Origin of the sequence: Rheinheimera sp., from assembly GCF_020217005.1 — a bacterium.
In the GTDB taxonomy this organism is placed as follows: Bacteria; Pseudomonadota; Gammaproteobacteria; order Enterobacterales; family Alteromonadaceae; genus Pararheinheimera.
In genome coordinates this window covers 1-14722 of record NZ_JAIWOI010000334.1, presented here as the reverse complement: position 1 = coordinate 14722, position 14722 = coordinate 1, and the positions used below count along the sequence as shown (strand labels likewise).

At 47.2% G+C, this 14722-nt stretch carries 14 protein-coding genes; 8 read left to right on the top strand and 6 right to left on the bottom strand.

Annotation, left to right across the window (positions count from 1 at the left end):
- Positions 1 to 180 precede the first annotated feature (180 nt).
- The 8 genes from LDL40_RS16400 (at position 181) to LDL40_RS16365 (ending at position 9214) form a co-directional block, all read left to right on the top strand.
- Positions 181 to 1032 (top strand): DMT family transporter, encoded by an 852-nt coding sequence (locus tag LDL40_RS16400; RefSeq protein ID WP_300996525.1) that lies wholly within the window; start codon positions 181 to 183, stop codon positions 1030 to 1032.
- 195 nt (positions 1033 to 1227) lie between these two features.
- Positions 1228 to 2115 carry a hypothetical protein gene (locus LDL40_RS16395; protein ID WP_300996524.1) on the top strand — a complete coding sequence of 296 codons (888 nt, stop codon included), beginning with the start codon at positions 1228 to 1230 and terminating at the stop codon, positions 2113 to 2115.
- Positions 2116 to 2251: 136 nt separating this feature from the next.
- Positions 2252 to 2779, top strand: coding sequence for a RidA family protein (locus tag LDL40_RS16390; protein ID WP_300996523.1), 528 nt, complete (start codon positions 2252 to 2254; stop codon positions 2777 to 2779).
- A 489-nt stretch (positions 2780 to 3268) separates the two neighbouring features.
- Positions 3269 to 4504, top strand: coding sequence for a sensor domain-containing diguanylate cyclase (locus tag LDL40_RS16385; protein WP_300996522.1), 1236 nt, complete (start codon positions 3269 to 3271; stop codon positions 4502 to 4504).
- A 137-nt stretch (positions 4505 to 4641) separates the two neighbouring features.
- Complete coding sequence (locus LDL40_RS16380; RefSeq protein ID WP_300996521.1) at positions 4642 to 5916, top strand: HlyD family efflux transporter periplasmic adaptor subunit; 1275 nt, start codon at positions 4642 to 4644, stop codon at positions 5914 to 5916.
- A 27-nt stretch (positions 5917 to 5943) separates the two neighbouring features.
- Positions 5944 to 6648 (top strand): ABC transporter ATP-binding protein, encoded by a 705-nt coding sequence (locus LDL40_RS16375; protein WP_300996520.1) that lies wholly within the window; start codon positions 5944 to 5946, stop codon positions 6646 to 6648.
- A 9-nt stretch (positions 6649 to 6657) separates the two neighbouring features.
- Positions 6658 to 7968, top strand: a complete 1311-nt coding sequence (locus LDL40_RS16370; protein WP_300996519.1) for an ABC transporter permease — start codon at positions 6658 to 6660, stop codon at positions 7966 to 7968.
- Positions 7969 to 7978: 10 nt separating this feature from the next.
- The gene (locus LDL40_RS16365; RefSeq protein WP_300996518.1) at positions 7979 to 9214 is read left to right on the top strand and encodes an ABC transporter permease; all 1236 of its coding nucleotides are present in this window, start codon (positions 7979 to 7981) and stop codon (positions 9212 to 9214) included.
- Positions 9215 to 9307: 93 nt separating this feature from the next.
- Here the strand turns inward: LDL40_RS16365 and leuE are convergent, their stop codons facing one another.
- The 6 genes from leuE to LDL40_RS16335 all read right to left on the bottom strand — a co-directional run bounded on the left by leuE (position 9308) and on the right by LDL40_RS16335 (position 14684).
- Entirely contained in the window at positions 9308 to 9949 is a 642-nt protein-coding gene (gene leuE / locus LDL40_RS16360) for a leucine efflux protein LeuE (protein ID WP_300996517.1), read from the bottom strand.
- A 23-nt stretch (positions 9950 to 9972) separates the two neighbouring features.
- Entirely contained in the window at positions 9973 to 11727 is a 1755-nt protein-coding gene (locus tag LDL40_RS16355; RefSeq protein ID WP_300996516.1) for a GGDEF domain-containing protein, read from the bottom strand.
- Positions 11727 to 12008 (bottom strand): hypothetical protein, encoded by a 282-nt coding sequence (locus LDL40_RS16350; protein ID WP_300996515.1) that lies wholly within the window; start codon positions 12006 to 12008, stop codon positions 11727 to 11729. Before LDL40_RS16350 ends, LDL40_RS16355 begins: the two co-directional genes overlap by 1 nt.
- A gap of 86 nt (positions 12009 to 12094) precedes the next feature.
- Positions 12095 to 12880: an SAM-dependent methyltransferase gene (locus LDL40_RS16345; protein ID WP_300996514.1), complete on the bottom strand. Its 786-nt coding sequence runs from the start codon at positions 12878 to 12880 to the stop codon at positions 12095 to 12097.
- A gap of 2 nt (positions 12881 to 12882) precedes the next feature.
- Entirely contained in the window at positions 12883 to 13431 is a 549-nt protein-coding gene (locus tag LDL40_RS16340) for a GNAT family N-acetyltransferase (protein ID WP_300996513.1), read from the bottom strand.
- Positions 13428 to 14684: a pepsin-like aspartyl protease gene (locus LDL40_RS16335; RefSeq protein WP_300996512.1), complete on the bottom strand. Its 1257-nt coding sequence runs from the start codon at positions 14682 to 14684 to the stop codon at positions 13428 to 13430. The genes LDL40_RS16340 and LDL40_RS16335 overlap by 4 nt, the downstream gene beginning before the upstream one ends.
- Positions 14685 to 14722: the final 38 nt, after the last annotated feature.

Genomic DNA, 14722 nt, shown 5'->3' with positions numbered 1-14722 from the left:
CCCTTGCCGCCGCGCTGCAACACCAACTCCTTTGCGCTGCGCACTGCGAAATTAAAACCGCAGCTTTGTTGGCTGCGTTCTTTCGCCCCGGTTGAACAGATAAACAGGTGACCACAAAGGTCGCCCCTGCATTTTTCTCTCTGCTATACTGCGCGCCTCTTCGAAATACTGTGATTATTGATGCAACCCAATCTGCTCAAAGGCGCCTTATTGCTGTTACTGGCTGAAGCTTGTTTTGCCGGTATTGGCGCTTTGGTTAAACTCACCAGCGACAGCGCCAGTCATGCCCAGGTTGTGTTTTTCCGTAACTTTTTTGCTTTGCTGGTGATGCTGCCGTGGCTTTGGCTGCAAGGTAAACAACTGCTCTATACCAAGCGTTGGTATCTGCATTTAAGCCGCTCTGTCACCGGTATTATTTCGATGTACTGCTTTTTTTATGTCATCAGCCAACTGCCCTTAGCTCAGGCTATGGTAGTGCTATTGATGTCGCCTTTTATAGTGCCGCTCATAGCGAAGTTCTGGCTGAAAGAAACTGCCAGTCGCCTGACCTTATTCAGCATAGCGCTCGGCTTTGGTGGTGTATTACTGGCCTTGCCTATCGCCAGTGGTGGCGGTGCATTTTATCTGTTTTTAATTGCTTTGTTGTCGGCCGTGTTAGTGGCGGTGACGAAAACCACCATTCGCTATATGTCCGACACTGAACCCGCGGCCCGTATCGTGTTTTATTTCTCTTTGCTAACCGCCATTATCTCCTTTGTACCAGTGCCTTTTTACTGGCAGGAACTGCCCGCTATAGCCTGGTGGGCTTTTGCTTTTATGGGGGTGTTAGCCGCCATAGGCCAAATGGCGATGACCAAAGCTTATGCGCTGGCTCCTGCATCTGATATAGGTATATGGACATACAGTTCGGTAATTTTTGCCGGTCTTTTTGGTTATTTATTCTGGTCAGAACCTGTCACCATGAGCTGGTTTGCTGGTGTTGCCATCATCTTCTACGCCGGATATATCAGCACCAGACAACGTTTGTGGTAAGGAGAAAAGCTAAAACTTTAGCCTACAGATGACGCTTTGATTAAATGTTCTTCTTTTCGGGAAATCTCTGTTGCCAAACCGGGCTATAGCACCTAGCTTTATTTAACCAAAATAGGGAAATAGAATCAGGCTGTATCTAAAGAAAGCCCGGTAATTTTGGAAAACTCTGTCTGCAAAACAACAAGGAGTGATCCCATGTCCAAGCTCAACTTCGCCGTTTATGCCGAAGGCATAATGTATCCTGCAAACAATCAACAAGCTGTTAGTACTACAGTGTCACAACTGCAAAACTCAGGCTTTACTACACTGATTTTAGGTCTGTTTCATATAGGCCGTAATTATTCCATTCAGCCCAGCCAGATCATGGGGGATATTTATTTCAACAACACGCTAGTGATTTCTGAAGGCCGTTATGTCGGAGATCCTGCCTGGCCGGCTTTGATCAACAGCGCTTTAGGTGGCAGTCTAAACTGTCTTTGCGCCTCTATTGGTGGTGGTGGAGTTTTGGACTTTGAAACTTTGCAAAAAATCTATCAGCAGAACGACAATAGTTTTGCCGGCACCAATCTGGCTACCAATATGAAAGTACTGAAACAGACTTTTCCAGCCATTAGCATTATTGACCTGGACTGCGAAGACAATTACGACCTGCCATCCTTTGTCGCCTTCTGTCAGTTAGCAAACAGCCTGGGCTTTGGCCTGACATTCTGCCCTTACACCTACCAACAGTTCTGGACCAGTGCCTTGCAACAGTTAAACCGCAGCAACAAAGGTGCTGTGAAATGGTGGAATTTGCAGTGTTACGACGGCGGCCAGGGTAACCAGCCCTCTCAGTGGGCGCAGGCCATAGCGGAGGCTATTCCCGGTTTTGATACCACAGCTTTTATTGTGGCTGGCGACTGGACTAATGACAGTCCGGCTCTGGTACAAAGTCTGATGAAATCCTTTAACGGTAGTATTGCTGTGGGCGGCGGCTTTATCTGGACTCTGGATCAGATCATTGCAAGTGACGCATCCAATCCGCAACAGCGTATGACAGCTTATGTGGATGCCATCTCGGTGGGACTTGGTAACGTACTTTAAATCCACTGGCCGCATCGTCGCGGCCCTCTTTGTTTTTATTCGTTGTCCCAAGCCTGCCTCCTTTTATCCCGTTACTGCCTTAGATACCTGAATAAAAGCCGCAGAATCCGTTGAGGATCCACACTACGAGGTATTTATGTCCTATTTAAAATTAAAGCTATTGAGCCTGACATTGCTAAGCGCATCTGCACTGGCTCAACCCGGTCAGGAGATCATTCCTGCTGCAAATGGCGACGTGTACATAGACAGCACCAAGTCAAAACAAGCTTATGAAGAATGGCATTATTCACCGGCACGCAGCGCTGGTGACTTGGTATTTTTTTCCGGTGTGATTGCTGGCTCTCCTGCTGATGGTACAAGCATTGAAGGGTTTAAAAAGAATTTGCGCCATGCCTTTGGTAACCTCGATATTCTGCTGAAACAAACAGGTTTAGGACCCGAGCATGTCGTGAAAATAAATAGCTATCACTTGTTCAGAAGCCCTTTGTTCAAAGGCACAAAAGAGCAACATATAGCTGCAGTGATGGAGGTGAAAGATGAGTTTTTTAAGGCTCCTTATCCAGCCTGGACTGCGGTAGGTGTAGCAGAATTATTTGCTGACCGTGGCCTGGTTGAGATAGAAATTATCGCCCGCACACCTCAGAGCCAACAACAGGAAAAATGACAGGGTGAATGGCCCAGGCTACAAAACCACCAATTTCAGGCCATTAGCAACACTGGCCTGAGTGCAGACCATCAGGTCTTAAACACAACGCTGCTAAAAGTATTTGGCGGCAGGGCCTTCTATTTGCAGGCCCTGCTTCTGTAACTATTTGTACAAGGCCATAAAATATGATGTTACAAATGAAAACATCAAAATACTTCTTTTCACTTAAATCACAGTGTAAAAAGTGTACACACTGTGAGGTTAAACAAGAGCGTACTAAATAAAGCTTTCCTTATTTAAACCATCCTGGTGATAAACGAGTGTCTTACTTTTAGATTCTAGCCAATAAAATCAAAAGGATAGATTTTGACCTCTCTATAGTTCGACCTCATTGCGCTGTAGCAAACAGCCAGGGGTCAGCTTATTTGGTGTCACGCGCTTTAATTTCTTATGTAGTAATGAGTCCTTATGCTTACCAAGTTCCTGCAACAAATTCCTGGTTTTTTTATGAACATACATCTTCAGATCAATGGCGAAATCAGCTTTCCATTTCTGGACGATAAAATTTTGCTGCGACAGCACAGTCACTATCTGTCGCAACAACAATGTTCAGAACTTATGCTGTCTTTGATTGACGCTGCAGACCTGGCCCGCCTGAGTAGCGAAATGCAAGCCAGCCTGCGGGAGCAAAGCAAGTTAGTGACCACATTAGGCCTGCAATTTCCAGACAGTGAAAAGTTATACTTCGAATTGTTTGGCAGCTATGAGCTGCTGCCGGATCAGTCCAGTATCTGGTACGTCTATGCCAATCAAATGACCCATTTAGTCAGTCTGCATCAGTCCAGTTTGCATGCAGATGAGCACAGCAGACATATTCTGGACCACCTACCGGATGCCATAGTAACCCTCAGTAAAGACGGCAGTATAAAAAGTTGCAGTGGCGCTATCCAACACCTTTTTGGATACCAGAAAGAGCAATTATCTGACAAGCAGGCTGCTGTTCTTTTTGCCCATCCGGCCAAAATTTCAACAGAGCACCTGCAACGCCTGTCTGTGTCCATGCCCGGTCGGGGTGAAGAAATACTCTGCAGCACTAAAGCTGGCCATCACTTTGTTGCTGAACTCAGAGTCTTGCCTTTGTCCTGTTCAAAAGATTCAGACTTAGTGCTGATACTACGTGATTTATCTGAGCAAAAAGCTTCAGAAGCTATGCTGCAGCAGTTCTATTATTACGATACTTTAACCATGATGCCTGGTCGGGTTGAATTGGAAAAGCGTCTGGAAGAGGCGATTCAGCTCGGCAAAACTGAACAACATTATGCAGCACTGCTGCTGCTTGATATAGCTCATTTTCGCCAGTTTAATCAGCAACATGGCCCTGAAACAGGCGACAGACTGCTAGTCCTGTTTGCACAACGTTTGAAACAGTGCCTGAGAGCCCATGATACAGTCTGTCGTTTCGGCGGCGATGAATTTGTTTTGTTAATCAATGGCCTGACCCTTGATTTACAGCAAAGCGAACTGCAACTTGAGGAGTTATGTCGGCGTATCAGTCAAAGCCTGTCTGAAGGCTTTTGTATACAGCAGCAACTGCATCAGGTGGATGTACAAAGTAAAACTATGGTTTTTCACTGCAGCAACGTTTCAACACCACAATTGTTACGTCAACTGGATTTGGCCGCATACCAGGCCCGCCTCTTTGGTACCTTACGTAAAAAAGATAAGCGACTGACTGACTGTTAAAACCTGCTCTCAGTTCCACAGCCTCAGCCTGACTGAAATATATTTTTATTCCATTCAAACCTTTTTTCTTTTGCCTACGACTCATTAGAAACAACGACTTTTAGGTCGCCTCTGATGAAGTTCGCGCAGGAGAAAAAATGAAAATAGCCGATACCAGCAGCCAGGATGAAAAGCTGGCGCCAAAAAAAGCCAATAAAAAAATCTGGGTAGCAGGAGCAAGCGGCCTGCTTCTGGTATTACTGTTGTGGCAAATAGTTCCGGCGGCACGCAGTTGGTCACAATCCGATATTTCAGTGTCTTTGTCGCGCGTGCGGATAGACACTGTAAAAACTGCAGATTTTACCCGCGACATTTCTGCTCAGGGCCAGGTGGTTGCCGCTGTCAGCCCCAAACTTTACGCCACAGCTGAGGGCACTATCAGCCTATTACTCGATGCCGGCACTGAAGTAAAACAAGGCGATGTATTGGCCATTATTGACAGTCCTGAGCTGAACAACAGACTGCAACAAGAGCAAGCCACTTTTTACAGCCTTCAGACCAGCCATGACCGCCAGAAAATTCTGGCGAAAAAGCAGCAATTAACAGACAAAAAAGCTGTGGATATTGCACAGATGACCCTCACCACAGCGGACAGAGAAAAACGCCGTGCTGATCAGGGGTTTGAAAAAGGCGTGATCAGCAAATTAGAACTGGAAAAAGCTCAGGATGATTTGGAAACAGCCAAAGTCCAACATCAGCACGCCGTCGAAGACGCCCGCCTGAATAAAGAAAACCTCGATTTTGAAGTGCAGAGTTTAGCTCAGCAATTGGATCGCCAACGTTTACTGGTCGAAGACTTCCAGCGCCAGGTCGATGGCCTGCAGGTGCGCTCACCGGTCAATGGTTTGCTCGGCAACCTGGCGGTCGAAAACAAAAGCTATATCACCAAAAACCAGCTGATTTTATCCGTAGTGGATTTAAGCCAGTTTGAAGTGGAAATAGCGGTACCAGAAAGTTATGCCAACGATTTAGTTATAGGTTTGCGAGTAGAAATTACCGCAGAGCAAAAACTCTATATGGGCAAACTGGTGACTATTTCCCCTGAAGTGTTCGAAAACCAGGTAAAAGGCCGGGTGCGTTTTACCGGCGATGCCCCACCAGCGCTGCGTCAAAACCAACGTTTAAGCAGCCGCATTTTGCTGGAGCATCGCCAGGCCGTGATGCAAGTGGCCCGAGGCCAGTTCCTGGACAGCAGCAATGGCAAATTTGCCTACAAAGTCAGTCAGGGCATGGCTATCAAAACCCCGATCGAAGTCGGTGCGCGTAGCCTGAACTCAGTCGAAATTCTGGCTGGGCTGCAACCTGGCGATCAAATCATTACCTCTGGCACCGATATTTTTAATGGCGCCAGCACAGTACAACTCAATAACTAATAAAGGCAAACCACAGAGGGACTTAGTATGTTAACTATGAACAAAATCAGTAAATCCTTTATCACGGACGATGTAGCCACTCATGCGCTGCGGGATATTCAGCTGCACGTCAACGAAGGTGACTTCGTCAGTGTGACTGGCCCTTCTGGTTCAGGCAAAACTACGTTTTTAAATATTGCCGGTTTGCTGGAAACCAGTACCAGTGGCGAATACCTGCTGGACGGAGAAGATATCACTAAGCTCAATGACAGCGGCCGCTCCCGCATGCGTAATCAGAAAATAGGCTTTATTTTCCAAAGCTTTAACTTAATTCCTGATCTCAACCTGTTCGATAACGTCGATGTGCCTTTGCGATATCGTGGGCTAAGTGCAAGTGAACGTAAACAACGCATTGAGTATCATCTGGATCAAGTGGGTTTAGCCTCCCGGATGAAACACCTGCCAAGCCAGCTTTCCGGCGGGCAGCAGCAACGTGTGGCCATTGCCAGAGCCTTAGCCACCTCACCCCGTTTCTTGTTAGCGGATGAGCCGACAGGAAACCTCGACAGCCAGATGGCACAAAGTGTGATGAGCCTGCTGGAAGACATCAATAAAGCCGGTACCACTATTTTAATGGTGACCCACGACCCTAGCCTGGCGGCGCGCGCTAAACGCCAGATCTATATCAAAGATGGCCATGTCAGCGAGCTGACCAACAAAAACTCTAACCTGCATGTGGTTGGCGAGGCTTAAGGAGCGGCTATGTTTTCATATTATTTAAAGCTGGCTTACTTAAGCTGCAAACGCACCTGGGGCATGACGCTGTTAATGATCTGCGCTATTGGCTTAGGTATTGGTGCCTCAATGACGACTATTACCGTCAATTACCTGATGTCAGCGAACCCTATCCCACATAAAAGTGAGCAGCTGTATTACGTGCAAATGGACAGCTGGGAGCCAAACAAAACTTACAATGACAACGGCGACGCGCCAGAGCAACTGACCTATCGCGACGGTACTTATTTATGGCAGGCACAAAAAGCTAAACGCCAAAGCATACAGACAGGTATGGCAGCCGTCATTGAACCGGCCGACAAAGAAGTGTTGCCTTTTATGGTGCAGGGCCGCGCCAACAGTGCCGACTTTTTCCCTATGTTTGATGTACCATTTTTATATGGCAGCGGCTGGGACCATCAGGCAGATCTAAAAAAAGAACGGGTCATTGTCATCAATGCCGAGTTAAACGAACGCTTATTTGGTGGTAAAGACTCTACAGGTCAGTCCGTTCGTATGGCGGGAGAAGACTACAAAATTACCGGAGTCATAGCGCGCTGGAACCCCAAACCTAAATTTTACGACATCACCACTGGTGCTTTTAACAACGTTGAAGAAGTTTTTGTCCCTTTTAGTTTAATTACTGAGCAGAAATTCAACCGTTCCGGCAACACCAACTGCTGGAAACCCACGGAGTCTGGCTTTCAGGCCTTCTTAGATTCCGAATGCATCTGGCTGCAGTTATGGGTGGAATTGCCCACCGAACAGGATAAAGCCGATTATTTGAGCTTTATGAATGCCTATGCCAAAGAACAACACCAATACGGTCGCTTTGCCCGCACCGACAATAACAAATTAAGGGATGTCATGCAGTGGCTGGAAAATCAGCAAGTGGTGTCCGACGATGCCAGTATGATGATGGCGATGTCTCTGATGTTCCTGTTGGTCTGCCTACTGAATACCGTAGGTTTATTGCTAGCGAAGTTTTTAGGAAAAGCCACAGAAATCGGCGTGCGTCAGGCGTTAGGAGCCAGCCGTAACGATTTGTTTATTCAACACTTAATTGAATCAGGTTGTATAGGTTTAGCCGGAGGCTTATTGGGCTTAGTGCTGGCTTTACTGGGGCTTGAGGCCATCAAAGTGATGTACGGCGACTGGATCCGCGATTTAGCCCAGCTGGATTTCACTTTAGTAGCTGTCGCTATGGGCCTGGCTATTGTCAGTGCTTTATTAGCAGGTTTATACCCAACCTGGCGCGCCTGTCAGGTGCAGCCGTCTGTTCAGCTGAAAAGCCAATAAGGAGTTTGCCATGATAAGCCTATTTGCCAGGTTAGAACTGGGTCCTATCTTTCGCGCTTTGATGCGCAACAAAATTGGTGCTTTGCTGATTGCTCTGCAAATTGCCCTGACATTGACCATTATGGTCAACGCTATTTTTATGATGCAGGAACGCAGTCAGCAAATGGCCAGACCCAGTGGAGTGGATGAAGCCAATACCTTCTATCTGAGCAATACGATATTTGCCCAAAATTACAATACCCAAACGTCAATGCAGCAGGACTTACAACGTATTCGTCAGATCCCGGGAGTCGTAGCAGCAACACAGATAAACGCTATTCCCTTAAGCGGCGGCGGCTGGTCTATGAGCTTGCAAACTAAAGCGGGTGACGATGTTGAAGGCACAGGTGCAGCTGTGTACATGGTTGACGAACAAGGTATTGCCGCTTTAGGTGTAGAGCTGATTGCCGGCGATAACTTCCACAATTCGGATATAGGCTGGCGTGACGTTGGTAGTACCAAATGGCCGCCCAAAGCTTTAATTAGCAAAGCACTGGCCGAAGCCATGTTTGAAGGAAACTGGAAAACAGCACTGGGAAAAACTGTCTATATCGACAACCATCAACCGGTACAAATTACAGGTATTATCAACACCTTACAGGCTCCGTGGAATGGCTGGAATGGCGTAGAGCGCAGTATGCTGGTACCACAACAACTGGACGGCAGAGGCAGCAGATATTTTATCCGGACAGAACCAGGCCGCCGTGATGAACTGATGCCAGTGATCGAGAAAATGCTGGCGGAAACCGACAGAGGCCGCATTATCCGCAATGTCACCAGCATGGAACAAACCCGTGACAAAAGTTATCAGGAGCACCAGGCCACTAACACTATTCTGCTGACTGTCATTATTGTGCTGACGCTGATCACTGGCTTTGGCATTGTAGGCCTTGCGATGTTCAGCATTAACAGACGCACCCGTCAAATTGGTACCCGTCGCGCTTTAGGCGCCAGTCAGTGGCAAGTGATGCGCTACTTTATGCTGGAAAATTTGCTGATAAGTACAGCAGGAGTGGTGCTTGGCACTGCCGGAGCTATAGCCTTGAATATCTGGCTGGTATCAACCTTTAGCATGAGCCCGTTAAGCCCTGTGTTACTGCTGATTGGTGTTGTCGCGCTGCTGATTGTCGGCCAATTGGCGGTCAGTTACCCCGCTTTAGTCGCATCAAAAATTTCTCCTGCTACAGCAACCCGAGGCCGGGCTTAGCCGTGTAGTAACCTTTCCATGGTACCTATAAAGTTACCAACCTTTCCCTCAGCCTTTTTGTCCTTCGGCTGAGGGACTTTTGTTTCTGTCACATCACGCCAAAGCTAACCTCACCGCAAAACCGGTGAATAATAGCCCCAATACCAGATTACCCGCCTGACCTGCTTTAGGTTGGCCTTTAAAGAAGCCAGCGATAGCGGCACCTGCGTATATCAGCGTGGTTAAATACAGCAGGCTGACCAGTTCCAGTACCAGGGCTAATATCAGATACGGCACCCAGCCTGGACTGAAGCTGGAGTCGATAAACTGAATAAAAAATGACAGGAAAAACAAAATAGCTTTGGGATTGGTCAGGCTTAATAACAACGATTTGCGAAACACAGCAGCTTTTGTAGTCGCCACCGTAACCCCTGGCTCTTGCGCAGAAGTGGCTTTCGGCTGGAGCAAACTCAATAAAATTTGCACACCGACAAACAACAAATAAGCTGCGCCTAAGTAGCGGATCCAACGAAATAACTCGGGGGAAGCTAACAGCACTGACGCTAAACCAAGGTAAGACAACAGGATCAGAGTCGCATCGCCAAGCAGCACTGCGGCCAAAGCGCGCCAGGCGTGGGTTGGTCCCTGCACCATACTGGTTTTAAGTACAAACAGGCTGTTTGGTCCCGGCATCAGGATAATGACGATAACGCCTGCCAAAAAAGTCCAGAACTGAATCACACCCAGGCTTTCCATCACTTTATCCTTTTAACTTCACTTTAGACTTGCTGAGGCTCTAATGGCATCACTTTGTTACGACCTTGTTGTTTGGCCTGATACAAAGCTTCGTCTGCCACAGAAAACAATTTACGGGCATTGTAGCCATAGTCCTGCGCCGTACTGACACCAAAACTGGCGGTGACTGCAAATTTATGGCCTGTAGGGGTGGTATCTATATCTGCAATGGCCAAACGTACAGATTCGGCCAGAGCACGGCTCATGTCCAGGTCACAGTCCTGCAGCAAAATGGCAAACTCTTCGCCACCAATGCGGCCTATCGCATCACTTTTACGCAAGCATTGCTGTGCTGCATTGGCCGCTTGTTGCAATACCCAGTCGCCTGTCTGGTGGCCATAGCTATCGTTTACTTGCTTAAAATGGTCCAGGTCAAACAACACAAAACCCAGCTTTTGCTGCTGGCCCGGAGCCACAGTTAAGCAGGTTGCCAGTACATCTTCAAAATGATCCCGACTAAAGACCCGGGTTAGTTTGTCAAAAGTAACGCGCTCTTTCAGTTTAACGCCAGAGCGGTGTGTACGATAAAGCACTGTCATCAGCAACAATAGCACCGTCACAGCCACCAGCAAATACAGCCTGTTGTTCACTGTTTCAGCCTTGGCCAGTTCGTTTTCCAGTTGCAGTTGACGGGTTTGCTGATTCAGCAGGCTAATTTCCTGTTTACGCTCTGCGGCCTGCATTAAAGCGGCGTAATAAGCCAAAGCTGCTGTCATTTGCCTGTTATTCGCTTTCTGATAAGTTTGCTGATAAAGTTCAAGGTAATGCATAGCTTTTGGCTGATCACCCAGTAATTTATAGCTGGCAGCCAGGCCCTGATAAGCCAGCAAGGCGACTTCCAACGAATTCTCTATGGCTTTGGAATGCGTCAAAGGTTCGAGCTTTCTGGCTTCAGTCTCTAACGAGCTCAGATCCTTTTTCGAGGCGAGTATGTTAACCAGAACAGCTTGCCAGCCAACTGTTAGGTTCTCATACCCCAATTGTTCAACCTGTGCATTTTTTTCCCGCAGGAGCTGCAAAGCCTGTTCAACATCCCCCTGATTTGAGTGCACCAGACTAATGGCACTATCGGTGAGCAATGAGTACAGTATTTGGTTTGCGGCAGCACACTGCTTATTATCAGCTTTAATTTGACCCAGAGGTTTAACAAAAATGCCGCTTTTGTAGGCTATTTGGCCAGTTAAAAACAAGGCTGTACACCGAACTCGGGCTGAGACTTTTTCCAGCGGAATTTTCCGGACTAAATTGGCAGACTCATCATACAAGCCGGAATCCATCAGTGCCAAGGCCATCACAATGAGACCACTAGCTTTTAGTTCATCTTCCAAAGCTGCATATTTTTCGTCACTGAACTGTAAGCCGTAACTAAAGGCCTTATAAAAATTACCTGTATGCTGGTGTAAATTCACCAAGGACACTACAGCTCTGTACTTCAGAGTTAAATCTTCTGATAAATCAAGCACTTTAATCAGCGAAGATTCGGCTGCAACATAATCACTGCGTAGAATGGCTGCTCGCCCGACATAAAATGCCAGTGTGATTTTATCTTGTGCGCTCCAGCCAAGAGTTGGCTCAGCGGTGAGCTTATCTACATGTTCGATAAAAGCTTTGGTATTAGAGGTAAATAATGACTCAATAGTATCTACATCAAGTGAATTGGCTGCCATAGCTGAAGGCACAAAAATGCCTGTCAAAATGGCTATAAGCAATAATTCAAACCATGGCAGCCAGTTTTTCATTACACAGCCGCTCTAACACTTTGTGGCTTTTGGTCTTTTTCTTCTTCGTCGTCATCATCCGGCTCTTGATCATCCGGTTTTTCAGGCACTACGCAACAAACTATATCGCCACTGGTTTTGACCATAGTGGCAATAGCGGCACGGTCGCCAGACAAAATCACGCTGATTTCCTCTGCGCTCAGACCTTGTTGTTCCATACGCTCACTCAGCTGTTCAGGGCTTAATGAGCGCAATTCAGCGCTTGAACCAAAACTGGTAATAAAACTCAGTAAATTACTCATAGGTTTTCCTTTTTTGTTGTTAACACGATAGCCTTATTTGCTGTCGAATTCAGCCTTCCAGTTTGAGCTAGCTCAAGTTTCATCAATTAAAGCTGCAAAGCTGCTAGTTTTTCTTGCATAACCAGATTAGGAGTCAGCTTTTCTGCCGGCGGTAACACCAGCGTTGTATGTAAATAAATATCTGCATCCGGCAATTCAGCCAAGCCAATCTGCTGCGTTCTTGGTTCCCCAACAGGCAAAGTACAAGCCTCATATAAAATCACAGGGTGGTCCGCAGGATAATACTCAGACAGCAGTTCCACTAACAAAGCCAAGCGCTGTTTATTGGTATGAAAACGGGCTGTGGTTAAATCGCCTGCGACTCCGGCTTGCCATAAAATCAAATATGCGCTTGGATCAATCCGGCGCTGATAAATCATCAACTGAGTAGTTTCAAAATGCTGACAACCATAACGCCCGGGATCAATGGCTAAATCGGCAAATAAACAGTCCTCGGCTGAGACTCCAGGCTCCATATGAGCTTTGTAGCCTTGTTGCCTTGCCTCTGCAATAGCTTTGTGAGGTACCCAGGCAAAAACTCCCGGGTGACCATAAAAAGCCCCCACAACCTTTTTACCTAAGCGCACTTCATCCAGCATGGCATCCACCATCTGGCGATAACTGAGTTTTCTGTCCTGTCCTTCAGAGTAATAGCGCTGCAGGCTGCGAACATCAGGGTGCATGGCTTCCAGCCATTTTTCTACCACGCCATGCGACATCAGTGCAAAAACCACATCGGCCTGCATTATATAACTTTGACTTAAAGGTGTGATATGCGACGCCATCGTCATCCCCGTACCAACACAAACCAAACTGCCTGTTTTTGTATTCATCGCTATTCAATCAACTTAATATCTGAATAAGGAGCATGAGTTCTTGCCTCACACCACGTGTGTCGGGGTAAATGCCAAGAATAAAGTTCACCTTCGTTGACACTGCATTGCATAGAGAGCTGACGCAAAACAGGAGGCAGAGGCAGGTTACCCGCTTTATGCATTACGACTATTTGCTCAATTGAACTAAATTCAAATGCGTAACTAAATAAACAAACACCAACCTGAAGCGGTAACTGCTGTCTTGAAAACTTAGGCAATAACATCACTCCAACCTCGGCGACCTCATTCGACAGCAAAATCAAAGCCGCTATTCCAGACTCTGCGCCACAGGCATTCTGGATCACCCAGTAGTAATGCCTGCGAGATTCATCTGCAGATTTGATCGCCTTCGCAAAGGTCCGTGCAGCTAAAGATGGCGACAAAGGTTCGGCGACTTGACGCATTATTTTTGGATTGCTGTATAACTCAACAAATAAATCGCTATGTCTGGCTTGCAATGGGACTAACCGGATCTCGCCGTTGGTAATGTGCCGCTGCTCCAATCTCATCTTGCGTCTGCCACCTTAATCACGCCCATGCCGTTATCGGCAGCGCGGTCAAAAATACAATATTTATTATTCATCACCGGCAAGCCCAAAATGCTTTGACTGGCCCAGCCTGCTAACTGGCTGGCCAGTAAAAACATAGCCTGCCCCTGCACTGGCGCATTCAGTTGCCAATACTGGCTGGATTTTACGGTTAAAATCACGTCAGATTGATGACAATCGCCCCCTTTGAGGGTTAGTAAAATATCTGGCCAGTCAGAGAGTTGCAACTGATCCATCGGCAAACCCTGCATATTATTTCTGGCGTCAAGCGCCATACGGGTCTGTTCGCCGAACAAATCGGAACACAGCGTAAAACTCTGCATCAAATATTGATAACAGCTGGTTTCCAGTATTATAAAACTCGAGCCTGAATCAAAAATGCTGTTGCTGCCATAAGCCGCTAGATCCTGTTCTGCTAACGCAGGCACGTTAAAAGCGTCGAAACCTTGCAGTTGAATACGCAGCAACTCAGTGTTGTAGTACTTGTCGTGCACCAGGCTGATGGATTGCAAAGGCCCCTCGTACAAATGTGTGCATAGTTCAGCATTGCCCAGCACCAGCAGTCCCTTATTTAACGGGTCCAACCTATCAGCTTCAGAAGTCGCAGTGCTGCCATTGTGGTGATACACAGCCCGCCTGGTGAGCAAAGCAAAACTATTTTTCAGTGCATTCTGCTGTTGCAAGGCGCCAAACAAAGGCTGCACAGTGCGGCGTGGACAGCTTTGCAGTTGTTGCCGCAAAGAGCTGAGCGGCGAAGCGCAACTCAGCACCTGTTCTGGCCAGGGCCAGGACAACGCAGGAGAAACCTGATGTTGCTGCAAAAACTGCTCCGCCTGATAGACAGAGTCCAATTCAGCATAAGCCAGCCCCCAAATGCCATCGGCCTGATAAAAATTATGACTGGGCTCATCCACTATCACCGCCAGTTCAGTTTTTGCTGCCAGCTGCTGATCAGACGAATGTCCCACAGCCACCAGAGTACTGACCAGACTGCCTGCCCAGCCACCCGCACCATAGCTCATCAGTTGAATATCAGCGCTGAGTTGTGCTTGCTGATCCTGCTCAGGCTGATAACAACTTTGTCGCACTGCCAAAGCACTGGATCCTGTATCGAGCACTAAGTTGACCCGAACTTCTGGGCTGCCTATTGCAACAGCTACTGTATAACCACCTTCGGCATAGGCCATAGAAATAGGAATGATCGTTGTCTTCAACTAGTTTGCATCCTGGACGACTTGCAGCGTCGGCTGAA

What these genes read in the sequence shown, in the direction of transcription:
- LDL40_RS16370 (WP_300996519.1), top strand. Translation starts at nt 6,658, where the DNA reads ATGTTTTCATATTATTTAAAGCTGGCTTACTTAAGCTGCAAACGCACC.
- LDL40_RS16355 (WP_300996516.1), bottom strand. Translation starts at nt 11,727, where the DNA reads ATGAAAAACTGGCTGCCATGGTTTGAATTATTGCTTATAGCCATTTTG.
- LDL40_RS16395 (WP_300996524.1), top strand. Translation starts at nt 1,228, where the DNA reads ATGTCCAAGCTCAACTTCGCCGTTTATGCCGAAGGCATAATGTATCCT.
- LDL40_RS16375 (WP_300996520.1), top strand. Translation starts at nt 5,944, where the DNA reads ATGTTAACTATGAACAAAATCAGTAAATCCTTTATCACGGACGATGTA.
- LDL40_RS16380 (WP_300996521.1), top strand. Translation starts at nt 4,642, where the DNA reads ATGAAAATAGCCGATACCAGCAGCCAGGATGAAAAGCTGGCGCCAAAA.
- LDL40_RS16400 (WP_300996525.1), top strand. Translation starts at nt 181, where the DNA reads ATGCAACCCAATCTGCTCAAAGGCGCCTTATTGCTGTTACTGGCTGAA.
- LDL40_RS16340 (WP_300996513.1), bottom strand. Translation starts at nt 13,431, where the DNA reads ATGAGATTGGAGCAGCGGCACATTACCAACGGCGAGATCCGGTTAGTC.
- LDL40_RS16390 (WP_300996523.1), top strand. Translation starts at nt 2,252, where the DNA reads ATGTCCTATTTAAAATTAAAGCTATTGAGCCTGACATTGCTAAGCGCA.
- LDL40_RS16345 (WP_300996514.1), bottom strand. Translation starts at nt 12,880, where the DNA reads ATGAATACAAAAACAGGCAGTTTGGTTTGTGTTGGTACGGGGATGACG.
- LDL40_RS16350 (WP_300996515.1), bottom strand. Translation starts at nt 12,008, where the DNA reads ATGAGTAATTTACTGAGTTTTATTACCAGTTTTGGTTCAAGCGCTGAA.
- leuE (WP_300996517.1), bottom strand. Translation starts at nt 9,949, where the DNA reads ATGGAAAGCCTGGGTGTGATTCAGTTCTGGACTTTTTTGGCAGGCGTT.
- LDL40_RS16365 (WP_300996518.1), top strand. Translation starts at nt 7,979, where the DNA reads ATGATAAGCCTATTTGCCAGGTTAGAACTGGGTCCTATCTTTCGCGCT.
- LDL40_RS16385 (WP_300996522.1), top strand. Translation starts at nt 3,269, where the DNA reads ATGAACATACATCTTCAGATCAATGGCGAAATCAGCTTTCCATTTCTG.